The sequence below is a fragment of the Microbacterium maritypicum MF109 genome, assembly GCF_000455825.1.
GTDB lineage: Bacteria > Actinomycetota > Actinomycetes > Actinomycetales > Microbacteriaceae > Microbacterium > Microbacterium maritypicum_A.
Window position 1 is genome coordinate 262,570 of the sequence record NZ_ATAO01000217.1, and the last position, 23,188, is coordinate 285,757.

Here is a 23,188-nt window from a genome sequence, read left to right on the forward strand (position 1 = left end):
CCCCTGACGCTCCCCCTCCGTCAGGAGTAGCTTCGCGAGACCGAACGAAGGAGACGGAGATGAGCGACCCGAAGAACACGCAGGGCACACCGGGCCCCGACGAAGAAGCTGACACCGCATCGGGCGGCGCTCCCGGCGACGGGCCCGACACCGAAGAGGTGCTCGAGGCGGAGACGACCGACGAGAACGGGAAGCCGCTCGAGAACCCGTCCGGGGGGTGACCGATCAGGCCGGAGCCGCCTCCTCGCCGGAGCCTCAGACCCTTGCGGGCACGAGCTCGTCGCGAAGGATGGCGGCTCCCGCGCTGAGTGCTCGGAGCTTGCCACGCGCGACGTCACGCGACACCGGAGCCATGCCGCAGTTCGTGCTCGGGATGAGCTTGTCGGCGTCGACGAATCGGAGGGCGTTGCGGAGGGTGTCGGCGACCTCGTCCGGGGTCTCGATGGTCGGGCTGGCCACGTCGATGGCCCCGAGCATGACGTTCTTTCCGCGAATGAGCTCGATGAGGTCCAGAGGAACGTGCGAGTGGTGGCTCTCCAGTGAGACGGTGTCGATGATCGAGCGCTGCAGAAGCGGGAAGGACTTCTCGTACTGCCGCCATTCCGCGCCGAGGGTCGCCTTCCAGTCGGTGTTCGCCTTGATCCCGTATCCGTAGCAGATGTGCACCACGGTCTCCGCGCGCAGTCCTTCCGCCGCTCGCTCGAGCACCGCCACGCCCCAGTCCTGCACATCGTCGAAGAAGACGTTGAACGCCGGCTCGTCGAACTGGATGATGTCGACCCCGGCTGCTTCGAGCTCCTTCGCCTCCTGGTTGAGGATGGTCGCGAACTCCCACGCCAGCTTCTCGCGGCTCTTGTAGTGACGATCGTAGAGAGTGTCGATCATCGTCATCGGGCCGGGCAGCGCCCACTTGATCGGCTGATCCGTCTGCTGACGCAGGAACTTCGCATCCTCCACGAACACGGACTTCTCGCGGCTCACGGCCCCGACCACCGTCGGCACGCTGGCGTCGTATCGGTCGCGGATCCGCACGGTCTCGCGCTGGTCGAAGTCGACGCCGGAGAGGTGCTCGATGAACGTGGTGACGAAGTGCTGTCGGGTCTGCTCCCCGTCGCTGATGATGTCGATGCCGGCCTCGCGCTGCTCTTGGACGGCGATGCGCAGAGCATCCTGCGTACCCTCGATCAAGGCGTCGCCCTGCAGTTTCCACGGAGACCAGAGCGTCTCCGGCTCGGCCAGCCAGGAGGGCTTCGGCAGACTGCCGACGATCGAGGTGGGGAGCAGCCCGCGCACGATCGGCGATCTCTGGTTCGTCATCCGACGGCCACCAGGGATGCGGCGGAGGTGCCGGCGGCCCACTGCTCGAGCAGCTCACCGTGCGGGGTCATGAGGTGCGCATCGGCGTACTGCCCCTGCTCGGCCGCGAGCCGGCTGCGCTCCTCCCGGTCGTAGGCGATCTTGGTCACCGAGTAGTCCTGCTGTTCCAGAGTCGGCCGGTAGATGCTCGCGGCCTCGGAGTTCGCGTTGTAGATCTCCGGACGGTAGATCTTCTGGAACGTCTCCATCGTGCTGATCGTGCCGATGAGCTGGAGGTTGGTGTAGTCGCTCAGCAGGTCCCCGCGGAAGTAGAAGGCCAGCGGGGCCACGCTGCCTCGCGGCATGAAGTACCGGACCGAGAGGCCCATCTTGCCGAAGTACTCGTCGGTCAGCGAGCCGTCCTTCTGCTCGTACTCGACACCGAGGATGGGGTGGTGGTTCTCGGTGCGGCGGTACGTCTTGCTCGTCGAGACGCTGATGCAGATGACGGGCGACAGCGAGAAGCGCTCCCGGTAGGCCTCGGAATCGAGGAAGTGCTGGAAGAGCTTGCCGTGCAGATCGCCGAAGTCGTCGGGGACGGTGAAACCCCCCGCGGCCTCGCTGGCCGCCGGCAACCGCACACTGAAGTCGAAGTCGCGGATGTACGACGAGAAGTTGTTGCCCACGATCCCCTGGGTGCGCGTGCCCGTCGACCGGTCGACGATGGTCACCTCCAGCACCTCGAGAAGAGGGAACTCCCGATCCTCCCCCTCCGTGGCGAACTGGATCGCGACCGAGACGATCTCGAGTTCGAGGGTGTAGCGGTCACGGCTCGGGTTGTCCCAGTGCGCCAGATCGTTGAACCGCCGGTCGATCATCGTCAGGGCATTGCGGAGGTTCTGCTGACGGTGCTCGCCGCGCGCCAGATTGGCGAAGTTCGTGGTGATGCGGGAGTCGTCGGAGGGCGAGTAGTCCTCGTCGAAACGGGTCGTCGTGATGCGGAACGTGAATTCGGATGCCATGAGCGGCCAATCGGTGGGATGATCGGCCGGGCTCGGCCTCGATCGGGGGTTTCTCCATGATGACGAGTGCGGGCGCCCATCGGGTAATGCGCGCGAACTATGCCGTGACATAGGCTGAATCTATGGCCAAGCGTTCGAGCGGCATCACCCTGCAACAGCTCACCTACTACATCGAGGTCGCTGCGGAAGGATCGATCAGCGCCGCCGCCGACCTGCTCTACGTCGCCCAGCCCACCATGTCGGCGGCGATGAAGGATCTGGAGAGCAGGGTGGGGCGCGTGCTCCTCCTCCGCTCCGCCCGCGGCGTGACGCTCACGACCGACGGTGTGGAGTTCCTCGGATACGCCCGGCAGGTCGTCGAGCAGGTCGCGCTCCTCGAACAGCGCTACCTCGGTCGTCCGCCGTCGCGACGCCTGCTCGGAGTGTCGACCCAGCACTACTCGTTCGCCGTCGACGCGTTGGTGCGGATGGTGAAGGCGACCTCGGCTGCCGAGTACGAGTTCTCGCTGCGGGAGACGCGGACGTGGGACATCATCGAAGACGTCCGCACGCTCCGCAGCGAGCTGGGGATCCTCTACCGGAACGACTTCAACCGCAACGTGATCGACAAGCTGCTCCGCGACTCCGGGCTCGCCTTCCACCCGCTCTTCGTCGCACAGCCGCACATCTTCATCTCCCGCAAGAACCCCCTTGCCACCCGAGATCGCGTGACCCTCGACGATCTCGCCGACGTGCCGAGGCTCACCTTCGACCAGGGGGCGAACAACTCCTTCTACTTCGCCGAGGAGATCCTCTCCACCCTCTCCAGCCCCCAGGACATCCGCGTCTCCGACCGCGCGACCATCTTCAACCTGATGATCGGCCTCGACGGCTACACCATCTCGACGGGCATCATCAGCGACGACCTCGACCCCGAGATCGTCGCCATCCCGCTCGACGTCGACGAGAACATCGAGATCGGCTGGATCGGGCATGCGGCGATCCCCCTCACCGAGCAGGCACAGCGCTACCTCGCCGAACTGCGCACGGTGGTCTCCGAGTTCGGGGTGGAGTTGCTCGGCTGAGGGGTACGCCTCCGGGGGGAGAGGAGCTCCGCCTCCACAGGGCACCGAGAGATCGTGCACCCCGCCAAAGATTCTTATACAATGGCTTATACAGAACTTCCGCGAAGGAGGAGCCATGGCCGTCACATCGATTGACATCGACCCCGACGAGCTTCAGCAGGCCAAGAAGCTTGCCGGCACGACCTCCAACCGCGAGACGGTGGATCTCGCGCTGCGCACGCTCATCGCGGTGCGCCGCCAGCCCGCCGCCGTGGAGCGCATCATCGCTCGCCACTTCGACACTGACCAGATCGACGCGCCGACGATCGCTCCGGACACGAGTCCGGATCCCGACACGGGCGCTCCCCGGGAGAAGAGCACCGTTCGGTGACCACTTACCTCGTCGACAACAGCATCTGGCAGAAGGCAGGCAGGAGCACGGCGATCGGCGACAGGCTCCGGGCCCTGTCGCCGAATCACCTGATCATCACGTGCCCGCCGCAGGTCCTCGAGTACTGCCACTCCGCGCGCAATGCAAAGGAGTACGCAGAGTTGCGTGCGGACATGGAGGGGCTGCTCCCCGCGTGGGAACACCCCGACGAGCGTGACGCCCTCGACCTTCAGCAGGCGCTGTGGGACACAGGGCTCATGAGAGCAGCCGCAGCCTTCGACTGCCTCATCGCCGCATACGCGGTCGCCAACGACGCAGTGATCCTGAACTCGGACCAGGATTTCGGGTACATAGAGATGGCGACTGAGGGACGAGTCCGCCAGGAGTACGTCGCGGCCTGAGGTCAGACACATGTGAGCGTGCGGCGCCATCGAACTTCCAGGCAAGAGCGCTCGCTCTCGGAGAGCCCCGTGATGATACGGAAAAACCCCCTCACTCGGAGGGGGCTTCCATGGCGGTGACGGTGGGATTTGAACCCACGGTAGGGGGTTACCCTACACAACTTTTCGAGAGTTGCACCTTCGGCCGCTCGGACACGTCACCGCGGAATAGCTTACGCGACGCGGGGCCCGCACGCGAATCGAGACCCGCACGCCGCCGCGCACGTCACCAGGCGGCGGCGACCTCGGCGTGCGTGCGCAGGATGCCCTCGGTCGATCCCGCGGGCGCGCGCCCGATGCCGCACTCGGTCGCGACCCCGAACTCGGTGGCGAACGGAGTCGCGGCGGCGACGCGACGGGCGGCGCCCTCCACCCCGTCCTCGCGGTGCACGAGGCCCAGGTAGAGCTCGCCGACCGGGGCGAGGCCTGTGAGCGGGGCGAAGTAGGCCTCGTCGTCGTGGTCGATCGGCACCGGCAGGTGCAGCCACGTGAGCGGACGGGCGGATGCCGCCACCACGGCGTTCGCGTACCGGACCAGGTTCGCGGCGTCGCGCGGCTCGAAGAAGTGCTTCTCCCCCGCGTCGCCGTAGCAGAGGTGCACACCCACCTCGACGTCGGCGGGCACCGCGTCGACCAGTGCGGCCAGGCGCGAGACCAGACCGTCGAACGGGTCGCCAGGCCACCACGCCTCCATGACCGCTCCGTAGCCCGCGGCGCGCTCGATGATGCCCATCTCGCTCGCGACGTCCCACTGCACCGCGAGGTCCTCGTGCGGGATGGCCTCGAGGATCTCGTCGAGCTCGCGCAGGATCGCGGCGGTGTAGACGGGCTCGATGGCCGCGCGGTCATCGCCGTGGAAGAACGAGGAGATCACGGCGAGGGGCGTCGGCAGCGACACCTGGAACCGCACGCCGGCGGGCACCGCGCCCTCGGCCCGTAGTCGCTCGAACACCGCATACGACTCGATCGCGGCGGCGGCATACCCCAGCGGCGGCATCTTGATGCTCGCAGCATCCACTCCCTCGGCGATGCGCAGGCCGCGGGCGTCGATGCCGGCGGGGAACGGGATGGGTTCGTCGCCTGTGCGCTCGATGCCCTCGGCCTCACCGATCACGTCGGGCTGGAACATGATCCAGTGGAACCGCTTGCCGACCTCGCCGTCCGGAATGCGACGGAGCCGGGTGCCGAGTAGTTTCGCAGCGGTGCGGATCGTGGTCTCGGCATCGTCGTAATTCACGCTGCCCACGAGGAGGGCACCCTGCGGCTGAGTCATACCCCTCAGGATATCGACGCTCCCGTCGGGCCTTTTCCCCGGCGAGACCCCCACGCTGCGGTGGGCATTCGAGTTAGGATGGCCTAAGAACCCGCCGCCTGTGGGGGCAGCGATGACGGGAAGGTATTCATCATGGGCTTCATCACGTCCGAGGCGCTGTCCGAGACCGGCTACGTGGTCCTCGACGACCACACCTCCGCCACGGATCCCGCCGAATGGTTGGGCCTGGAGTATGTCGGCTGGCGCTCCTCCGGCATCACGCGCTTCGCCCCGCTCACCAGCTATGCCGGCGACGTCGACTGCAACGGCTTCTGGAACCACACCCCGCCGCGCACCGACAAGGATGGCGTCTGGGTCGCCTCGCAGGTCGCGGTCGCCCCGACGCTCCAACGCCGGGCACAGGAGCCGGGCGCCGGCATCGGCCGCTGCCGCGTGATCGAGCTGCAGCCGAACGAGTACGCCGACGCGATCTACAACCTGCACCAGGACGACAACAACCGCCTCAACGAAGAGGGCACCGGCTGGGTCGTCCGCGGGTTCTTCAACCTCTCCGACGACACCGAGTCGATGCTGATCCTGCGCGCCGACCGTTTCGATCCGGCGACCGAGATCCGCCTGCCGCTGCGCGCCGGCTCGCGCATCATCGTCGACACCCAGCGCTTCTGGCACGCGGTCTGGCACCGCGGCACCGCCCCGCGGTACGCGCTCATCACGTCATGGACCAGCGGCCCCGAGCTCGACGCCTACATCGCCGCCAACCACGGCGACCCGCACCCGAAGACCGTCGACCTCGACCCGCAGTTCGTCGACGATGCGCAGGTCGAGCTGCACCGCCGCATCGAGGAGCGCCGTCGCGCGTTCGAGGCTCAAGGCATCGTGATGGAACCGCCCGTCGACATGAACGTCTGAGGCGACGGCCCGCGGGTCTCCCCACAGGCTCCTTCTCGCTGCCCCTCAGATCGTGCGGCCGTCGTGGATCCGCACCACGCGGTCGACCGTCCCCTCGGGAGGCGCCACGTGCGAGATCAGCAGCACCGACTGCTCCCCCGCGGCCTGCAGCAGATCACGCAGCAGGGCATTCGATGCTTCCGGATCGACCCCCGCCGTCGGCTCGTCGAGGACCAGCACGGGGAAGCCGCGCAGCAGCGCCCTGGCGAGCGCGATCCGCTGCGCCTGGCCACCGGACACCAGCGCGCCGCGGTCGCCGACCCGCGCATCGAGGCCCCCACGCTCCCGCACCCAGTCACCGAGGCCGACCCGCTCGAGCACCGCCTGCAGGTCTTCGTCCGAGGCGGAGTCCCGCGCGAAGAGCAGGTTCTGGCGGATGTCCTCGTCGAACAGCTGAGGACTCTGCTCGCACAGCCCGATCACGCGTCGCAGCGCCGGACCCGAGAGCTCCGCGGCATCGCGACCACCGACCAGATACTCGCCCTCCACGCGCAGGAAGCCGACCAGGGTCGCCGCGAGCGAACTCTTGCCCGCCCCGCTCGGCCCCGCGACCAGCACCCGTTCGCCGGGTCGGAGGTCGAGATCCACGCCTCTCAGAGCGGGCGTCCCGCCAGGCCAGGTCGCACGCGCGTCGCGCAGGCTTACAGCCGGGGTGCCTTCGAACTCGACGTCATCACCCGCGTCGACGCGCAGCTCGTCCGGCATCCGCTCGGGCAGCACGTCGACGATGCGCTCCGCGCTGGAACGCACGCTCCGCCACGATGCGGCGGCGATCGGCACCGCGCCGAAGATCTCGAACACCACCATCGGCACGAGCACGGCCACGGCCAGCCACGGCCCGTCGATCGAGCCGTCCGAGAGGCCGGGAGCCGCCGCGGCGAGCGCCCAGACCGAAGCGACTCCGGCGACCGCGGAGACCACGCCGGCGGCTACGGCCTGCGCGAGCGAGGCACGGTCGACAACGCGTCGCAGCGCGGCATCCGCTGCGGTGATCCGTGCACGGGCCTGCTCCTCCGCGCTATAGGCGATGAGCACGTCGAGGCTGCCGAAGTAGTCGACGAGGGCCGCCGAGAGCTCGGCCCGACGTTCCGAGACCTGCGCTTCGGCGCGTGAGCCGAACACCCACCCCAAACCGATCGCGGCTGCCGCAGCGACGAGCAGGCACACGGCCAGCGTGAGCGCGGCGGCGGGCGATACGAACGCGATGAACCCGACGGCCCCGATAGCGACCAGAGCGGCGACCCCGAGCGGCTGCACCACCCGCAGCGGCAGGTTCTGCAGGTTCTCGACGTCGTCGACGAGAGCTGCGAGAACCCGACCGCGATCCGTCGCGCCGAGTCCCGCTGGCGACAGCGGGATGAGTCGGCGCACCATGTCGGCGCGGGTCGAGGCGAGTTGACGCAGCGCGGCATCGTGTCCGCTCAGGCGCTCCAGATAGCGGGTGACCGCGCGCGAGACGGCGAAGAAGCGCACACCGACGACGGCGATCGACAGCGGCACCAGCGAGTCGACGATCGATGCGCTCACGATCAGCCACCCGCTGACGGCGAGCAGGCTCACGGCGGCGGCGGCCGAGAGCAGACCCCAGATCAGACCCGGCACGAAGCGGCCGAGCGGCGGTTGCGCGAGTCGCAGGATGGCGCCGACCCGGTGACCGCGGGAATGCACTGTGTCGGTTGTGCGGGGTGCAGTCATGCGTTCACCCCCAGCTCCACGATCTGATCCGCGATCTCCCGTGCGGTCCGACGGTGGGAGACGAGGAGGATCGTCGCACCGGCATCCGCCTTCTCGCGCAGCGATCGCCACAGCCGGTCCTCGGTCTCGGGGTCGAGTGCACTCGACGGCTCATCGAGTGCGAGCACGCGTCCGGACGCCGATGCCTGGCGATACAGGGCTCGAGCGACAGCCACCCGCTGCGCCTGCCCACCCGACAGCCCCGCTCCCTGCACGCCGAGTTCCAGCGCGGGGTCGATCCCCTCGGCGCAGGCATCGTCGAGCGCATCGCGCACCCGGTCGGCATCCGGCTCAGGATCACCGAGGGTGACGTTCGCCGCCACGGTCCCGCGCGTGAGGCCTGGTGCCTGTCCCGCCCAGGCGAGCCACACCGACGGCGCGATCCCCCTCACGTCCGCGCCGCCGTAGGACGCCGTCCCCTCGAACTCGACCGCGCCCCGGAGCGCGGCCAGCAGCGATGACTTCCCCGACCCGCTCGGCCCTTCGATGACCGTGATGGTCCCCGGCCCGGCTGCGAACGACACCGACGGCAGGTCGCGCACCCGCAGACCCTCGACCACGAGGTTTCCGCCCTTCGCCGGTTCCACCTGCATGACCGATTCCCGGATGCCGGGGGCTTCGACGGCGATTCCTCCGGCATCCGTCGAAAGCTCCTGCATCCGCGCGCGCTCCCCTGCCGCATCCAGCACCTCGAACACGTCCTCCGTCGCCGCAACCCCTTCGGCAGCAGCGTGGAACTGCACCCCCACCTGCCGGATGGGCAGGAACGCCTCGGGAGCGAGCAGCAGCACGAACAGCCCGACCTCGAGAGTCAGATCACCCGACAGCAGCCGGAACCCGACCGACACCGCGATCAGGGCCACCGCGATCGAGGCCAGCAGCTCCATCGCGAAGCCGGACAGGAACGAGAACCGCAGCACCTTCATGGTCTCGCGGCGGTACTCGTCCGCGGTGACCTCGATGCGGTCGGCAGCGCGACGATCACGCCCGAACAGTCGCAGCGTCGACAGCCCCTGCACCGTGTCGGCGAAGCGTGCCGCGAGGCGCTGCAGCGTCTGCCACTGCCGCGTCTGGACGGTGCGGGTCGCCATGCCGATCAGGATGAGGAACAGCGGGATCAACGGCAGCGTGATCACCGCGGTGAGTCCGCTCGGCCAGTCCTGCCACCACATGACCGCGACGAGCACCGGCGTCGCGATCACGGTCAGCACGAGCTGCGGGATGTAACGCGCGAAGTAGGCGTCGAGCGCTTCGAGTCCGTGGCCCGCGGTCACCGCGAGCGCGGTCTGGTTGCGTTGCGCGAGCCACCCTGGCCCGAGTCTCCCGACCGCAGCCACGAGCGCCGTGCGCAGCTGCATCCCCGTCTTGGCGGCCGCCCGTGTCCCCGCCGCATCAGAGGCCGCGATGAGCAGGCCTCGCAGCAGAGCCGTGAGCAGCAGCCAGAGCAGCGACGAAGTGACGTCCCGACCCGCGAGCGCCCCCGTGATCGCATCGGTCAACAGCCACGCGAAGGCGATCGTGACCGCGGTCTGGACGACGCCGATCAACGCGGATGCCGCGAGGAAACCCCTCGCGGCACCCGCGTATCTCAGCAGTCTCGGATCGACGGGTTTCACGCGTGTGCCGGAGCCCCCTCGATCGACTTCCGGGTGACCCGCTTGCGGAAGACCCAGTAGGTCCACGCCTGGTACGCCAGCACGAGCGGCATCGCGATCAAGGCCGTCCAGCTCATGATCTGCAGTGTGTACGGGGTGCTCGACGCGTTGGCGATCGTGAGGCTGTACGCCGGGTCGATCGTCGACGGCATCACGTACGGGAACAGCGCGGAGAAGAGCATGACCACGGCGAACAGCACCGTGAGCATCCCGGAGAAGAACGCCCACCCGTCGCGACGGATCATGGAGAGCCCGACAGCCGCGATCAGACTGACCGCCGCGAGCGCGCCGGCGCCGATGACCAGCCAGAGCAGCGGAGCCTCACGGCCCATCGCGATCGCGACCGTCCAGATCACGGTCGCGGCAGCGACGAGGATCGTCGGGATGGCGGCCTTCTTCGCCAGCTTCTGCGCGTCTTCATGCACCTGGCCGTCGGTCTTGAGCGCCACGAACAGCACGCCGTGCAGGAAGAAGAGCAGCAGCGTGGTGACGCCGACCAGCAGTGCGTACGGGTTCAGCAGGGCGAAGAACCCGCCGACGTAGATGTGGTTCTCATCGATGGCCACGCCCTGCACGATGTTGCCGAACGCGACGCCCCACAGCAGTGCGGGAACGACCGAGCCGATGACGATCATCCGGTCGAAGCCGGCCTTCCACTTCGCGCTGTCACGCTGGTGTCGGTACTCGAACGAGACACCGCGCAGGATCAGCGCAAGCAGGATCAGCAGCAGCGGCAGGTAGAAGCCGCTGAACAGCGTGGCGTACCACTCGGGGAACGACGCGAACAGCACGGCGCCGGCCACGATGACCCAGGTCTCGTTGAGATCCCAGACCGGGCCGATCGTGTTGATGACCTGTCGGCGCGAGACGTCGTTCTTGCCGAGGAATGGCAGGGACATGCCGACGCCGAAGTCGAAGCCGTCGAGCACGAAGTAGCCCACGAAGAAGAAGGCGACGATGAAGAACCAGAGTGTTGCGAGATCCATGATGCTCCTCCCTCTCAGTAGACGACCGACGGCAGCTGGGCCGTCTCGTCATGCGGCTTCTCTTCGGTGTCGGGCCCCTTCTGGGCAGCCCGGATGATGAGGCGGATCTCGACGACGGCGAGCGCCGCGTAGATCGCCGTGAACGCGATGAGCGATATCAGCACCTCGAGGCCGCTGACGCCCGGCGAGACGCCGTCCTGCGTCGTCATCAGCCCGAACACGATCCAGGGTTGCCTTCCCATCTCGGTGAAGACCCAGCCCATGATGTTGGCGGCCAGCGCGAGCGGGAACGACCAGATCGCGACCTTCCACATCCACGGTGCGACCGGCTTCTTGGCGCCCTTGCGGGTGACCCAGAGGCCCGCGACGGCGACGAGCGCTGCGGCGATGCCCAGGCCGATCATCCAGCGGAAGGCCCAGTACGTGATCCACAGGATCGGGGCGAAGTCGGTCAGACCGGTGGAGGCGTACGTCTGTGCGTACTCGGCGTTGAGGTCGTTGATGCCGTGCACGCACGCGTCGAGCGTGTGCGTCGACAGCAGCGAGAGCAGATACGGCACGCGGATCGAGAACAGCTCGGAGCTGCCGTCCGGTGTGCCGAGCGTGAAGATGCTGAAGGAGGCGTCCGGGCCGCACACGGTGTTGAAGGTCGCCTCGGCGGCGGCCATCTTCATCGGCTGCGCGGCGTACATCGCGAGGCCGAGCTGGTCGCCCGTGAGCACGACGCCCGCGGTGGAGACGATCATGGCCCACAGCCCGAACTTCAGCGAGATGCGCATGGTGTCGAAGTGCTGACCGCGGGACAGGTGCCAGGCCGAGACCGAGATGACGACACCGGCGGCGAACATGAACGCGCCGAAGATCGTGTGCGGGAACGCGGCGAGCGCGACCGGGTTGGTCAGCAGCGCCCAGAAGTCGGTCAGCTCCGCGCGGTTGGTCGCCTCGTTGAACGTGTAGCCCACCGGGTTCTGCATGAAGGCGTTGGCGGCGATGATGAAGTACGCCGAAAGGATGCTGCCGATCGAGACGCACCAGATCGTGGCGAGGTGCAGTTTCTGCGGGAGCTTGTCCCAGCCGAAGATCCACAACCCGATGAAGGTCGCCTCGAAGAAGAAGGCCAGCAGTCCCTCGAATGCGAGCGGAGCACCGAAGACGTCGCCGACGAAGCGGGAGTAGTCCGACCAGTTCATGCCGAACTGGAACTCCTGCACGATGCCGGTGACCACGCCCATGGCGAAGTTGATCAGGAAGATCTTGCCGAAGAAGCGGGTCAGGTGCAGGTACTGCACCTTCGCGGTGCGCACCCACGCCGTCTGGAAGATCGCGGCGACCAGCGCCATGCCGATCGTCAGCGGCACGAAGAGGTAGTGGTAGACGGTCGTCAGCCCGAATTGCCATCGGGCCAGAGCGAGCGGATCAAGCCATTCCATGCACGACTCCTGTTCTGTGGTGCCGCTGCGTCGTGCGGTGACGCGGCGGCTCCGTTCCCTCGACCAGCGGCGCGGTGGTGTCGCGCAGCTGCACGGTGCAGTCCGACGGGAGGACAGCATCGCGTACGCACTCGGCTTCGAGTGGTCCGCCTGCCTCGTTCAGGACGCCTTGCATGAGTTCGAGGTGCACGCGGCACAGCATCGGGCGGTCTTCCGATCGTCCGGCGGCATGCGGGCACGGGCTGAGGTCGACGGTGAGCCGACGGTCGTCGAGGACGGGCTCGAATCCGCTCTCCTCGAGGTGCTCCACGAGCGCGTCGAGCTGATAGGTGGCTTCTCGGCCGAGTCCGGAAGCCACGGCATCCGGGAGCATGCTCCGCATCAGGTCCCCACGGCGGGCGGCGGCCTTGGCCTTGTCCCGCGCCACCGGACTGGAAGCTCCGGGCGCCCCGGTGGCGGCGCTGTACAGCGTGCGCGGCCGCCCTCTCGTGGTGCGGTGCTCGATCGTGGGGATCACGTAGCCGCCCTCGATCAGGCGCTGCAGGTGCTCGCGAACCGTGTTGGCGTGGAGCCCCGTGGCGTCGCACAGTTCGGTGATCGAGAGCTCTCCTCGGGTCTGCGAACTTCCCGCTTCGAAGAGCAAGTGCAGGATCTGCACCCGGGAGTAGCTCGAGATCGGCCCGCACACGGGCCCGCCGTTGGCCATGAACCCAGTATCCCGCGACGCTGCGAGTTTGCCGAGAGGTATGGCCGTGAATAAACACCTGGCCGATAGGGATGTCTGATGCCGGCGATAGCCTGGGGGCATGGCCACCCGGAAACCCGCTCCTCCCGCGTACGTGTGCACGGAATGCGGGTGGACGACCGCGAAGTGGGTCGGCCGCTGCGGCGAGTGTCAGCAGTGGGGAACGGTGCAGGAACAGGCGGCGCAGACCGGCATCCTCCGTCGCGTCGGCCCCGTCGCCCCGACGGCCGACCGTGCCGCTCGGCCCATCACGCAGATCACGACGCAGGATGCTCCGCGGCGCTCGAGCGGCGTCGGCGAGTTCGACCGTGTGCTCGGTGGCGGCATCGTGCCCGGCGCCGCCATCCTGCTCAGCGGAGAGCCGGGCGTCGGCAAGTCGACGCTGCTGCTCGAGGTCGCCGCCCAGGCCGCGCGCGGCGGGCGGCGCGTGCTCTACGCGAGCGCCGAGGAGTCCCCTGGCCAGGTGCGCCTGCGCGCCGAACGCACCGGCGCCCTGCACGACGAGCTCTACCTCGCCAGCGAGACCGATCTGGCGACGATCCTCGGCCACATCGACGAGGTCAAGCCCCAGCTGGTGATCGTCGACTCGGTGCAGACCGTCTCGTCGTCGCTGATCGACGGTGCCGCCGGGCAGCCGAGCCAGGTGCGCGAGGTCGCGGCCACCCTGATCCGCATCGCCAAGGACCGCGATCTGCCGATCATCATCGTCGGCCACGTCACGAAAGACGGTCAGGTCGCCGGTCCCCGCGTGCTCGAGCACCTGGTCGACGTCGTCTGCCACTTCGAGGGCGACCGACAGACCTCGCTGCGCTTCATCCGCGCGCTCAAGAACCGCTTCGGCCCCACCGACGAGGTCGGCTGCTTCGAGATGACCGGAGACGGCATCGCCGAGGTGCCCGACCCCTCGGGGCTGTTCCTCTCGCAAGGGGCCACCGAGCCGGGTACCTGCGTCGCGATCTCGCTCGAAGGACGACGTGCGCTCCCTGTCGAGGTGCAGGCGCTGACGGTTCCCAGCAACGCACCGAATCCTCGCCGCATCGTGCACGGCCTCGACTCCTCACGGGTGGCGATGGTGCTGGCGATCCTCGAACGGCGCGCAGGCGTGCCCACCGGCAGCCTCGACGTGTACGTGTCGACGGTCGGCGGCGTGCGCTTCACCGAACCGGCAGCCGACCTTGCGATCGCCATCGCCGTGGCCGGTTCCATCCAACAGATATCGGTGCCGCGCACCGTCGCGGCGGTGGGCGAGCTCAGTCTCGCGGGCGAGATCCGTCCGGTGACCCAGGCGGCACAGCGGCGGTCCGAGGCTGCGCGTCTCGGCTACGAGCAGGTGGTCGACGATCGCTCGAAGACGCTCCGCGCCGCGCTCGGCGATGTGCGGGCGCGTAACACCTCACGCCGCGCCGACCGCGACATCCCGCCGTTCTGACCGGTACCGCGCCGACGGGAGGCTGGGCTCAGGCGTCGAGCGCCTTGAGCAGTTCGGCGGGGTCCGCCTGCATCGGGTGGGGCCCTGCGATGTCGAGGAAGACCGTGGTGATCGGATGCGCCGCCAGGAACTTCCGCAGCCACTCCGCGCTGTAGATGCCCACGCCCGGCGGCAGATTGGCCGGCTTGTTCTTCGCGTCGCTGAACAGCAGCAGCGCGAGGTCACCGGTCTTTGGGTCACGGTATGTCCACACCTCGCCGCTGTCGAGCGGGTTGTCACGCGCCCCGGGCTTGATCAGCGGCACGACGGTGGTGCCGTGACGGAGAGCGAGAGCGACCGCGGCGACGTCCTGCTTCTCCAGGGCCTGTGCCAGAGCATCCGACCGGAAGTCCTCGGGTGCGGGCTTGTTCTTCGCGGACTTCGCCTTCTTCGCTGCCATGTGTCCAGCTTATTCACGGCGCAACCCGCAGAGCACCGATTCGGCCGTGGATACGATTGGGGCCCTCTCGAGTCCCACATTGGGGACTGGGGTACTCGAGAGGGCCCTCGGACTCTCGGGCGGCGGTGTCGAAGCGCTGGGGACGCTGTAGTTCGACGCCACTGGGGATGGCTTGGTGCCGCTGATGCGGAGAGTCGCTTCTATGGTATCCCAAAGACCCACGGATGTCAGCATCGCGGGGGGATGACCGCCGATGTCGCTCCGTTTCGTGCGAGATCCGCCGATTCGCAACGATTTCCGACGAGGTTCACCGGGATCCCTTCGAACTCAGCGGAGCGCGATCCGGCACGACTCAGTAGAGCAGGATCTGCGCGCTCGACGGGCTCGTGAACCCGCCGATCGAGACCTCGACGTGGTACGAGGCTCCCCCGCCCGGTGCCCGCTGTCGGTTCTCCTGCGCGCAGGTCTCGACGCTCGAACGCGTGCGATCCCAGGTGACCGGGTCCTTGCTCGTGACGGTCGTGCCGGCCGTGAGCGTGGCGATCATGCTGCTCGGGTTCTCCTGGCAGTCGGTCGAACGCCACCACACGTCGGCACCGCTGGAGATGGTGAAGGACTGGGTCGTCGATCCCACGTCGATCGTGCAGTCCTTCGTGCCCTTGTTCGTGAGCGAGATCGAGAGCTTCGGCAGCACGCCGGCTGCGTACGTCTCGGCGTCGGTCACGGCCGCGACCTCGATGTCGGCCGCCTCGCAGGGCGCGACCGCCGGAGTCTGCTCGGCTGACGGATCGGGGGTCGGCGACTCTCCGTCAGCGGTGGAGCTGGAGGAGGGCGAGGGAGATGTCGACGGCGTCGGAGACGGGGTGGACGCCGTGCCTGCGGCAGCCCACGGTCGCGCGATCAGAAGCCACGCTCCGATGCCGATGGCGGCGACGGCCAGCACGAGCGCGATCAGGACGACCAGTCGCCGACGACGGTACACGGCGGCGGAAGGACGAGGCATGTCTCCAGGCTAAGCGATCCTCTGCCACGACCCGGGGAGGCCCCTCGGCACGGACCGGCGAAGGAGTGTCAGAGCACCTTGAGCATGCGGGTGTTGCCGAGGGTGTTCGGCTTCACGTGCGCGAGATCGAGGAACTCCTCGACACCCGCGTCACCGCTGCGCAACAGCTGCGAGTACACGTCGGGGTCGACGACCTGCTCACCGATCGGCGTGTAGCCGCGTCGTCCGAAGAACTCCACCTCGAAGGTGAGGCAGAACAGGCGGGTCAGGCCGAGCATCCTGGCGTTCTCCTCGAGGCGGTCGACGATCGCACGTCCGACGCCGTGGTGCAGCCAGTCGTCGCGCACGAGCAGGGTGCGCACCTCGCCGAGGTCTTCCCAGATCACGTGCAGGGCACCGCACCCGATCAGCACCCCGTCGGCCTCTGCCACGACGAACTCCTGCACGGCGCCGTACAGCACCGCCAGATCCTTGCCGAGCAGGATGCGCTGCTCGACGAGCGGCTGCAGCAGGGTGCGGATGCCGACGATGTCAGCGCTGCGCGCCGGTCGGACGATGTACTCGCTCACACCACAAGCCTAGAACCCGGGAACCGGCGGCACCTGTACCGGACACAGGAAAGGGGCGGATGCCGCAGCATCCGCCCCTTCTCATGAATCGACCGGAGGTCACTCCCCGCTGGCGACCGCCAGGTCGGGGGTGCCGGCGATCGCGCCACCGCCGGTGTTGACGCCGACCGCGACGGGGCCGCCGTCGCGCGGGCCGTGCTCGAAGAGGAACTGCCCGTCCTTCGCGTCGACCTTCACGTGGTCACCGGAGTTGAGCTCACCGTGCAGGATCTTCTCCGAGAGACGGTCCTCGACCTCGTGCTGCATCGCGCGACGCAGCGGTCGGGCACCGAGCGCGGGGTCGAACCCGATCTCGATGAGGCGCTCCTTGGCGGCCTGCGACAGCTCGATCGTCATGTCGCGGTCCAGCAGACGCTCGCCGAGGCGCTTGGTGAACAGATCCACGATCTGCACCAGCTCCTCCTTCGAGAGCTGCGGGAACACGATGATGTCGTCGACACGGTTCAGGAACTCGGGCTTGAAGTGCCGCTTGAGCTCTTCGTTCACCTTGCCCTTCATGCGGTCGTAGCTGGTCGAGTCGTTGCCCTCGATCTGGAAGCCGACAGGACCGCCCGCGATGTCGCGTGCACCGAGGTTGGTGGTCATGATGATGACCGTGTTCTTGAAGTCCACGATCCGACCCTGACCGTCGGTGAGTCGACCCTCTTCGAGGATCTGCAGCAGCGAGTTGAAGATGTCCGGGTGGGCCTTCTCGATCTCGTCGAAGAGGACCACGCTGAACGGCTTGCGCCGCACCTTCTCGGTGAGCTGGCCACCCTCTTCGAATCCGACGAATCCGGGAGGGGCACCGAACAGACGCGAGACGGTGTGCTTCTCACCGAACTCGCTCATGTCGAGCGAGATCAGCGCAGCCTCGTCGTCGAACAGGAACTCGGCGAGAGCCTTGGCGAGTTCGGTCTTTCCGACGCCCGTGGGGCCGGCGAAGATGAACGAGCCCGAGGGACGCTTCGGGTCCTTGAGGCCGGCACGCTGGCGACGGATCGTCTTGGAGAGGGCGGCGATCGCCTCTTCCTGACCGATGACGCGCTGGTGCAGGGCCTTCTCCATGAAGACGAGTCGGCTGGACTCCTCTTCCGTGAGCTTGAAGACCGGGATGCCGGTGGCCTGTGCGAGCACCTCGGCGATCAGACCCTCGTCAACGACCGCGGAGGTCGCGACGTCGCCCGCACGCCACTGCTTCTCGAGACGCAGACGCTCGGCGAGGAGGCTCTTCTCCTCATCGCGGAGGGCGGCGGCCTTCTCGAAGTCCTGCTCCTCGGAGGCGATCTCCTTCTGCTCGCGCACGGCGGCGATCTTCTCGTCGAATTCGCGCAGCTCGGGCGGGCTCGACAGGATCGACAGACGCAGGCGTGCGCCGGCCTCGTCGATCAGGTCGATGGCCTTGTCCGGGAGGAACCGGTCGGAGACGTAGCGGTCGGCGAGGTTCGCCGCGGCCACGATGGCGCCGTCGGTGATCTGCACCTTGTGGTGCGCCTCGTAACGGTCGCGGAGTCCCTTGAGGATGTTGATCGCGTGCGGCAGCGTCGGCTCGTTGACCTGCACCGGCTGGAAGCGGCGCTCGAGCGCGGCATCCTTCTCGAAGTGCTTGCGGTACTCGTCGAGCGTGGTCGCACCGATCGTCTGCAGCTCGCCACGGGCGAGGAGCGGCTTCAGGATGCTGGCCGCGTCGATCGCGCCCTCGGCGGCACCCGCACCCACGAGGGTGTGGATCTCGTCGATGAAGACGATGATGTCGCCGCGCGTGCGGATCTCCTTGGTGACCTTCTTCAGGCGCTCCTCGAAGTCACCGCGGTAGCGGGAACCGGCGATGAGCGAGCCGAGGTCGAGCGAGTAGAGCTGCTTGTCCTTCAGCGTCTCGGGCACATCGCCCTTGACGATCGCCTGGGCCAGCCCCTCGACGACGGCGGTCTTGCCGACACCGGGCTCACCGATCAGGACGGGGTTGTTCTTGGAACGGCGGGAGAGGATCTGCATGACCCGCTCCGCCTCCTTCTCGCGCCCGATCACCGGGTCGAGCTTGTTGTCGCGCGCGGCCTGGGTGAGGTTGCGGCCGAACTGGTCGAGCACCGCGGAACCACCCTGGGTGCCGGCCGGCGAGTCGTTGGTCTGCGCACCGACGGAAGCCGGCTCGCGACCGGGAGCTCCGGAGAGCAGCTGGATGACCTGCTGGCGAACCTTGTTGAGGTCGGCGCCGAGCTTGACGAGCACCTGGGCGGCGACGCCCTCACCCTCGCGGATGAGGCCGAGCAGGATGTGCTCGGTGCCGATGTAGTTGTGGCCGAGCTGCAGAGCCTCGCGGAGGCTGAGCTCGAGCACCTTCTTGGCGCGCGGGGTGAACGGGATGTGCCCGGTCGGCTGCTGCTGACCCTGGCCGATGATGTCCTGCACCTGCTCGCGCACGGCGTCGAGGGAGATGCCGAGGCTCTCGAGGGCCTTGGCAGCGACGCCTTCACCCTCGTGGATGAGGCCGAGCAGGATGTGCTCGGTCCCGATGTAGTTGTGGTTGAGCATCTTCGCCTCTTCTTGGGCGAGGACGACCACTCGACGGGCTCGGTCCGTGAATCTCTCGAACATGCTGTGACTCCTTATTCGCACGGGGCGAAGCGCTGACACCTGTGGCGTTCTCTGCGCCTGTACATCGAGAGTAACCACCGTGCGGGGCACGTATGCCCGTGTTCGCCGTGGGCATACCGGGGGTTGACCGAGTTATCGACAGTCGTTATGTTAACGACTGTCGATAACAACGGGTCCGGAGCGGACCGTGCAGGAGGGGGACGAAATGACCGAGGCACCGACGGCGACCAGAGCTGCGAGCCTGGTGGAGAAGACCGTCCTTGGCGTCATCGCCGGAGTAGCGGGGGCCATAGCCGTGGTCGATCTGGTCGGCGTCAGCATCCGCTCCGCCGTCCTCGTGACGAGCCCGGCGATCACGATTCCATCGATGCGGCTGCGGTCGGTCGACGCACCCGCGGTGCTTGCGGCATCCTCCAACATCTCCGAAGCGCAGTACGACACCGTCACGCTCACGACCGTGGGCCTGAGCCTGTCTCCCCGCCTGCTGCTCGCGATCGCCGACGGACTGGCGGTCCTGGGACCGATCGTGCTGTGCATCGCGGTCGCGTGGCTGTGCGTCCGTCTCTTCATCGGCCGCCCCTTCGGCACGGCGGCCACCTGGGGGATCGGCGTCGCAGCCATCACCGTCATGGCGGGTGGTCTGCTGAGCCAGGCCGTGCGCGCCAACGCGTTCAGCGAGATCGCCTACGAGCTGGACCTCGCATCCGCGGGAGTCCCCACATTCGAGATGTCGATCGACCTCGCTCCACTCGGTTGGGCATTCGCGCTCGCGGTGGTCGCCGGCGCCTTCGAGATCGGTCAGCGTCTGCAGCGCGACACGGAAGGCCTCGTCTGATGACCAGCACCACCAACGCGCGCTCCGAGAAGGCGGATGCGATCACCGTGATCCTGTACGCCGCCGTGGCGCTGGTCACGGTCGGGCTCGCCACCGTTCTGCGCGTCGGCAGCACCTTCCGCGAGACCGGGATCGCTTGGACGGTCCCGATCGACCAGCAGCCGATCTCCGCCACGACCGACTCCGGTGCCATCTCGATCGAGGGGTTCGCGGACGAGGCGATGGTCATCGCCGACGGGGTGAACGCGGCCTCGGTCACGGCCATCATCGCCGCCATCGCGCTGTGGGCTCTCGCGGCCGTCGCGGTCATCGCGGCGGTGACGCTGGTCGCCTGGAACTTCCTCCGCGGACGCTTCTTCGTCCGTCCGAACGCGCGAGCCTTCGACGTGATCGGTTGGACGCTCGTCGGCGCTCCGATCCTGATCGTGATGTTGGAGACGATGGGCCGCAACGGCGTCACCTCCGCTCTCGGCATCGGCGACGGGGAACCGGTGCATCCGATCGAGTTCTGGAGCGTCGCGCCGATCTTCGCCACCGGGGTGACGGTGGGTCTGATCGCGGTGGCATTCCGCCGCGGCATCCGGTTACAGAACGAGAAGCTCGCGCTCGAGAAGGAAACGGAAGGACTCGTCTGATGCTCAGCTTCGGTTCGGACGAGGTGTGGCCGTCCCTGCTCAACATCGGGATCGCGCTCGCGGTGATCGCGGTCATCCTCGGTGTCGTCGTGTGGAGAGGGCGCCGGAGGGGCAGCCGCACGATCGCGCTCGACGCGGCACTCACGCTCTCCGGGTGGTGGATCCTGATGTCGGCGGTGGGCGCTGTGATCTACATCTTCAAGGCGTTCACCGTCCCCTGGGCGGAGTTCGACGGTCAGACCCACGTGTATCTGGATTGGCCGGCCGGTCTGGCGTGCTCGGAGTTCGGTGACAGCGCAACGACGATGCTGACCTGTGGCAGCGAGCAGCTCTCCGAGTTCACTGTCGGCCAGGCGTCGCTGGGGCTCCGGTTGCTCGCGGCATCCGCACAACTGAGCAGCCTTGCTCTGGCCACCATGCCCGCGGTCATCGTGGCGGTCATCTGCTTCCAGACGTTGCGGGGCCGCGCGTTCTCACGCTCCTTGACGCGTGGCCTCACCGGCGGCGCGATCGCCGTGCTCGTGTTCGGCGTGGCGGCCGATCTCCTGAGCGGTATCGCAGCCACAGCCGGCCTTCGCGAGGTCTTCTCACCGGACAGCGAGTGGTACCCATCGTTCTACCAACTGACCGTCACGCCGCTCCCCTTCGTCGGCGCGCTCGGGCTGCTCGCTCTCGCCGCCGTGTTCCGTCAGGGCACACGTCTCGAGCAGGAAAGGGCGCAACTGCAGCAGGAGAAGGCGGTTCTCGAGAAGGACACGGAGGGACTGGTGTGAGCCCGGCGGAGAGCGACGACGAATTCACCGGCATCCACTGCCGACTCGACGAGCTGCTCGCCGAACGCGGCATGACGCTCACCGAGCTGAGCGCCGCGGTCGGGGTGAGCATCGTGAACCTGTCGGTGCTGAAGAACGACCGCGCCCGTGCCATCCGCTACTCCACGCTGCGCGCGATCTGCGAGGCCCTCGACTGCGAGGTCGGCGAGCTGCTGGTGCTCGCCCCGCGCTGACGGGGAACGCTCCCCCCGGTCGCAGTTCCTGCCGCCCGTGGCGCGTTCAGGCGGCAGGAAGTGCGACCGGAACCGGGCCTCCCCGCCGCACCGAACGGATTCCGGCTCACAACGTCATCCTTCGTCATATCCACCCAGGGAATTCTCAGGGAGTCATAGCGTTGGGCCTCATGGCGCGCACACGGTGCGCCGCGATTCTGGAGTCCCCACCCTCATGAGCACCACCGCACGCGCCCAGAAGGCGCCTGATACCCGCGGACCGGTCCGGAAGCTGCTGACCTCGTTCGGCTTCCAGATCCTCGCCGCTCTCGTCCTCGGCATCGCCGCCGGTCTGATCGGCCGCCAGCTCGGCGCGACCGCCGAGAACCCGACCGGGCTGTCCGCGACACTCGACACCATCGGCAACTCGTATGTGACGCTGCTGCGCGCCGCCGTGGTCCCCCTGATCTTCACAGCGATCGTCGCCAGCATCTCGAACCTGCGTCGCGTGCAGAACGCCGCACGCCTGGCGGGCCAGACGATCCTGTGGTTCGCGATCACCGCGTTCATCGCCGTGATCATCGGCATCGTCCTCGGCCTCGTGATCCAGCCCGGCAACCGCGCCGGTGAGGGCCTCGAACCGGGCGACCCGTACACCGTGGGCACCTGGTGGAACTTCCTGCTCGGGCTCATCCCGCAGAACTTCCTCGGCCTCGCCGTGAGCACCAACCCCGGAGCGGCTGAGGGCACCTTCTCGTCGAGCGTCGGCTTCAACATCCTGCAGGTCATCGTGGTCGCGGCCGTGGTCGGCATCGCCGCACTCAAGGCCGGCAAGAAGGCGGAGCCGTTCCTCGTCTTCACCGAGTCGCTGCTGAAGGTCATCCAGCGCGTGCTGTGGTGGATCATCCGCATCGCCCCGCTCGGCACGTTCGGCCTCATCGGCTCTGCGGTCATCAAGTACGGCTGGGAGAAGCTCGCCTCCCTCGGCTGGTTCGCCGCCGCCGTCTACATCGGTCTGGCCCTCGTGCTGTTCGTGGTCTACCCGATCCTCGTGCGCACGCACGGCCTCTCGATCAAGCAGTACTTCTCGGGCGTCTGGCCCGCCGTGCAGCTGGCCTTCGTCAGCCGCTCCTCGATCGGCACCCTGCCGCTCACCGAGCGCGTGACCGAGCGCAACCTCGGTGTGCCCCGCTCGTACGCCTCGTTCGCCGTGCCGCTGGGCGCGACGACCAAGATGGACGGCTGCGCCGCGATCTACCCGGCCATCGCCGCGATCTTCGTCGCGCAGTTCTTCGGCATCGAGCTGAACTTCGTGCAGTACCTGCTGATCGTCATCGTCTCGGTCGTCGGCTCGGCCGCCACCGCCGGCACCACGGGTGCTGTGGTGATGCTCACGCTGACGCTGTCGACCCTGGGCCTGCCGCTCGAGGGCGTCGGGCTGCTGCTCGCGATCGACCCGATCCTCGACATGGGCCGCACCGCGGTCAACGTCGCCGGCCAGGCGCTGATCCCGACGATCGTCGCCAAGCGCGAGGGCATCCTGAACGAGGAGCTCTACAACGCGCCGCGTGAGGGCCTGCCCTTCGCCGACGACTCCGGAGACGACGACGCTCCCGAAGCGGATGCCTCCGCCGACAAGGAACCGGTCAGCGCCCGCTGACCGCTCCCGCCGAACGGCAGAGCGCCTCGCCCCTTC

The 23,188-nt window shown here is 67.9% G+C and carries 23 protein-coding genes and 1 tRNA gene; 11 read left to right on the top strand and 13 right to left on the bottom strand.

Translation table 11 applies throughout. The features are described 5' to 3' along the window. Positions 1-59 precede the first annotated feature (59 nt). Positions 60-221, top strand: a complete 162-nt coding sequence (locus L687_RS42915) for a hypothetical protein (protein ID WP_021201297.1) — start codon at positions 60-62, stop codon at positions 219-221. 34 nt (positions 222-255) lie between these two features. On the opposite strand, the gene L687_RS39105 is transcribed toward L687_RS42915, so the two are convergent. Then, a complete protein-coding gene (locus tag L687_RS39105; protein ID WP_200861075.1) occupies positions 256-1,293 on the bottom strand; it encodes a methionine synthase in 1,038 nt (345 codons plus the stop codon). 20 nt (positions 1,294-1,313) lie between these two features. Beyond that, positions 1,314-2,318 carry a DUF1852 domain-containing protein gene (locus L687_RS39110; protein WP_021201299.1) on the bottom strand — a complete coding sequence of 335 codons (1,005 nt, stop codon included), beginning with the start codon at positions 2,316-2,318 and terminating at the stop codon, positions 1,314-1,316. A gap of 122 nt (positions 2,319-2,440) precedes the next feature. Here L687_RS39110 and L687_RS39115 point away from each other — a divergent pair, with 122 nt between their 5' ends. The 3 genes from L687_RS39115 to L687_RS39125 all read left to right on the top strand — a co-directional run bounded on the left by L687_RS39115 (position 2,441) and on the right by L687_RS39125 (position 4,153). Further along, positions 2,441-3,382, top strand: coding sequence for a LysR family transcriptional regulator (locus tag L687_RS39115; protein WP_021201300.1), 942 nt, complete (start codon positions 2,441-2,443; stop codon positions 3,380-3,382). A gap of 115 nt (positions 3,383-3,497) precedes the next feature. Further along, positions 3,498-3,752: a type II toxin-antitoxin system VapB family antitoxin gene (locus L687_RS42920; protein WP_021201301.1), complete on the top strand. Its 255-nt coding sequence runs from the start codon at positions 3,498-3,500 to the stop codon at positions 3,750-3,752. Then, positions 3,749-4,153, top strand: a complete 405-nt coding sequence (locus tag L687_RS39125) for a PIN domain-containing protein (RefSeq protein ID WP_021201302.1) — start codon at positions 3,749-3,751, stop codon at positions 4,151-4,153. The genes L687_RS42920 and L687_RS39125 overlap by 4 nt, the downstream gene beginning before the upstream one ends. 111 nt (positions 4,154-4,264) lie before the next feature. Here the strand turns inward: L687_RS39125 and L687_RS39130 are convergent. Both L687_RS39130 and L687_RS39135 read right to left on the bottom strand, forming a co-directional pair. Next, positions 4,265-4,355, bottom strand: a tRNA-Ser gene (locus tag L687_RS39130). A 63-nt stretch (positions 4,356-4,418) separates the two neighbouring features. Further along, positions 4,419-5,465: a hypothetical protein gene (locus tag L687_RS39135; RefSeq protein ID WP_021201303.1), complete on the bottom strand. Its 1,047-nt coding sequence runs from the start codon at positions 5,463-5,465 to the stop codon at positions 4,419-4,421. A 132-nt stretch (positions 5,466-5,597) separates the two neighbouring features. Between L687_RS39135 and L687_RS39140 the strand changes: the two genes are divergently transcribed. Continuing rightward, positions 5,598-6,374 (top strand): hypothetical protein, encoded by a 777-nt coding sequence (locus L687_RS39140; protein WP_021201304.1) that lies wholly within the window; start codon positions 5,598-5,600, stop codon positions 6,372-6,374. A 45-nt stretch (positions 6,375-6,419) separates the two neighbouring features. On the opposite strand, the gene cydC is transcribed toward L687_RS39140, so the two are convergent. From cydC to L687_RS39165, 5 genes are read right to left on the bottom strand one after another with little or no spacing between them, the layout of a single operon-like run. After that, positions 6,420-8,108 carry a thiol reductant ABC exporter subunit CydC gene (gene cydC / locus L687_RS39145; RefSeq protein ID WP_021201305.1) on the bottom strand — a complete coding sequence of 563 codons (1,689 nt, stop codon included), beginning with the start codon at positions 8,106-8,108 and terminating at the stop codon, positions 6,420-6,422. Next, a complete protein-coding gene (gene cydD / locus L687_RS39150; RefSeq protein WP_021201306.1) occupies positions 8,105-9,763 on the bottom strand; it encodes a thiol reductant ABC exporter subunit CydD in 1,659 nt (552 codons plus the stop codon). The genes cydC and cydD overlap by 4 nt, the downstream gene beginning before the upstream one ends. Then, a complete protein-coding gene (cydB, locus tag L687_RS39155; RefSeq protein WP_021201307.1) occupies positions 9,760-10,788 on the bottom strand; it encodes a cytochrome d ubiquinol oxidase subunit II in 1,029 nt (342 codons plus the stop codon). Before cydB ends, cydD begins: the two co-directional genes overlap by 4 nt. Positions 10,789-10,802: 14 nt before the next feature. Further along, positions 10,803-12,218, bottom strand: coding sequence for a cytochrome ubiquinol oxidase subunit I (locus L687_RS39160; RefSeq protein ID WP_021201308.1), 1,416 nt, complete (start codon positions 12,216-12,218; stop codon positions 10,803-10,805). Continuing rightward, positions 12,205-12,924, bottom strand: coding sequence for a helix-turn-helix transcriptional regulator (locus L687_RS39165; protein ID WP_021201309.1), 720 nt, complete (start codon positions 12,922-12,924; stop codon positions 12,205-12,207). The genes L687_RS39160 and L687_RS39165 overlap by 14 nt, the downstream gene beginning before the upstream one ends. 100 nt (positions 12,925-13,024) lie before the next feature. Between L687_RS39165 and radA the strand changes: the two genes are divergently transcribed. Then, positions 13,025-14,392, top strand: a complete 1,368-nt coding sequence (gene radA, locus L687_RS39170) for a DNA repair protein RadA (RefSeq protein ID WP_021201310.1) — start codon at positions 13,025-13,027, stop codon at positions 14,390-14,392. A 28-nt stretch (positions 14,393-14,420) separates the two neighbouring features. On the opposite strand, the gene L687_RS39175 is transcribed toward radA, so the two are convergent. The 4 genes from L687_RS39175 to L687_RS39190 form a co-directional block, all read right to left on the bottom strand. Beyond that, positions 14,421-14,831 carry a hypothetical protein gene (locus tag L687_RS39175; protein WP_021201311.1) on the bottom strand — a complete coding sequence of 137 codons (411 nt, stop codon included), beginning with the start codon at positions 14,829-14,831 and terminating at the stop codon, positions 14,421-14,423. A 352-nt stretch (positions 14,832-15,183) separates the two neighbouring features. Then, positions 15,184-15,834: a hypothetical protein gene (locus L687_RS39180; RefSeq protein ID WP_021201312.1), complete on the bottom strand. Its 651-nt coding sequence runs from the start codon at positions 15,832-15,834 to the stop codon at positions 15,184-15,186. A 68-nt stretch (positions 15,835-15,902) separates the two neighbouring features. Continuing rightward, complete coding sequence (locus tag L687_RS39185) at positions 15,903-16,403, bottom strand: amino-acid N-acetyltransferase (protein ID WP_021201313.1); 501 nt, start codon at positions 16,401-16,403, stop codon at positions 15,903-15,905. Between the two features lie 99 nt (positions 16,404-16,502). Next, positions 16,503-19,037, bottom strand: a complete 2,535-nt coding sequence (locus L687_RS39190) for an ATP-dependent Clp protease ATP-binding subunit (protein WP_021201314.1) — start codon at positions 19,035-19,037, stop codon at positions 16,503-16,505. 205 nt (positions 19,038-19,242) lie between these two features. On the opposite strand from L687_RS39190, the gene L687_RS39195 reads away from it, so the two are divergent. The 5 genes from L687_RS39195 (at position 19,243) to L687_RS39215 (ending at position 23,152) form a co-directional block, all read left to right on the top strand. Beyond that, on the top strand, positions 19,243-19,872 hold the full coding sequence (locus L687_RS39195; protein WP_021201315.1) for a hypothetical protein: 630 nt from the start codon (positions 19,243-19,245) through the stop codon (positions 19,870-19,872). After that, positions 19,872-20,507, top strand: a complete 636-nt coding sequence (locus tag L687_RS39200; protein ID WP_021201316.1) for a hypothetical protein — start codon at positions 19,872-19,874, stop codon at positions 20,505-20,507. Before L687_RS39195 ends, L687_RS39200 begins: the two co-directional genes overlap by 1 nt. After that, complete coding sequence (locus tag L687_RS39205; protein WP_021201317.1) at positions 20,507-21,280, top strand: hypothetical protein; 774 nt, start codon at positions 20,507-20,509, stop codon at positions 21,278-21,280. Before L687_RS39200 ends, L687_RS39205 begins: the two co-directional genes overlap by 1 nt. Further along, positions 21,277-21,513, top strand: a complete 237-nt coding sequence (locus L687_RS39210) for a helix-turn-helix domain-containing protein (protein ID WP_021201318.1) — start codon at positions 21,277-21,279, stop codon at positions 21,511-21,513. The genes L687_RS39205 and L687_RS39210 overlap by 4 nt, the downstream gene beginning before the upstream one ends. A 214-nt stretch (positions 21,514-21,727) precedes the next feature. Then, entirely contained in the window at positions 21,728-23,152 is a 1,425-nt protein-coding gene (locus L687_RS39215) for a dicarboxylate/amino acid:cation symporter (protein WP_021201319.1), read from the top strand. Positions 23,153-23,188 lie beyond the last annotated feature (36 nt).

What these genes read in the sequence shown, in the direction of transcription:
- L687_RS42915 (WP_021201297.1), top strand. Translation starts at nt 60, where the DNA reads ATGAGCGACCCGAAGAACACGCAGGGCACACCGGGCCCCGACGAAGAA.
- L687_RS39110 (WP_021201299.1), bottom strand. Translation starts at nt 2,318, where the DNA reads ATGGCATCCGAATTCACGTTCCGCATCACGACGACCCGTTTCGACGAG.
- L687_RS39115 (WP_021201300.1), top strand. Translation starts at nt 2,441, where the DNA reads ATGGCCAAGCGTTCGAGCGGCATCACCCTGCAACAGCTCACCTACTAC.
- L687_RS42920 (WP_021201301.1), top strand. Translation starts at nt 3,498, where the DNA reads ATGGCCGTCACATCGATTGACATCGACCCCGACGAGCTTCAGCAGGCC.
- L687_RS39135 (WP_021201303.1), bottom strand. Translation starts at nt 5,465, where the DNA reads ATGACTCAGCCGCAGGGTGCCCTCCTCGTGGGCAGCGTGAATTACGAC.
- L687_RS39140 (WP_021201304.1), top strand. Translation starts at nt 5,598, where the DNA reads ATGGGCTTCATCACGTCCGAGGCGCTGTCCGAGACCGGCTACGTGGTC.
- cydC (WP_021201305.1), bottom strand. Translation starts at nt 8,108, where the DNA reads ATGACTGCACCCCGCACAACCGACACAGTGCATTCCCGCGGTCACCGG.
- cydB (WP_021201307.1), bottom strand. Translation starts at nt 10,788, where the DNA reads ATGGATCTCGCAACACTCTGGTTCTTCATCGTCGCCTTCTTCTTCGTG.
- L687_RS39160 (WP_021201308.1), bottom strand. Translation starts at nt 12,218, where the DNA reads ATGGAATGGCTTGATCCGCTCGCTCTGGCCCGATGGCAATTCGGGCTG.
- L687_RS39165 (WP_021201309.1), bottom strand. Translation starts at nt 12,924, where the DNA reads ATGGCCAACGGCGGGCCCGTGTGCGGGCCGATCTCGAGCTACTCCCGG.
- radA (WP_021201310.1), top strand. Translation starts at nt 13,025, where the DNA reads ATGGCCACCCGGAAACCCGCTCCTCCCGCGTACGTGTGCACGGAATGC.
- L687_RS39175 (WP_021201311.1), bottom strand. Translation starts at nt 14,831, where the DNA reads ATGGCAGCGAAGAAGGCGAAGTCCGCGAAGAACAAGCCCGCACCCGAG.
- L687_RS39180 (WP_021201312.1), bottom strand. Translation starts at nt 15,834, where the DNA reads ATGCCTCGTCCTTCCGCCGCCGTGTACCGTCGTCGGCGACTGGTCGTC.
- L687_RS39190 (WP_021201314.1), bottom strand. Translation starts at nt 19,037, where the DNA reads ATGTTCGAGAGATTCACGGACCGAGCCCGTCGAGTGGTCGTCCTCGCC.
- L687_RS39195 (WP_021201315.1), top strand. Translation starts at nt 19,243, where the DNA reads ATGACCGAGGCACCGACGGCGACCAGAGCTGCGAGCCTGGTGGAGAAG.
- L687_RS39200 (WP_021201316.1), top strand. Translation starts at nt 19,872, where the DNA reads ATGACCAGCACCACCAACGCGCGCTCCGAGAAGGCGGATGCGATCACC.
- L687_RS39205 (WP_021201317.1), top strand. Translation starts at nt 20,507, where the DNA reads ATGCTCAGCTTCGGTTCGGACGAGGTGTGGCCGTCCCTGCTCAACATC.
- L687_RS39215 (WP_021201319.1), top strand. Translation starts at nt 21,728, where the DNA reads ATGAGCACCACCGCACGCGCCCAGAAGGCGCCTGATACCCGCGGACCG.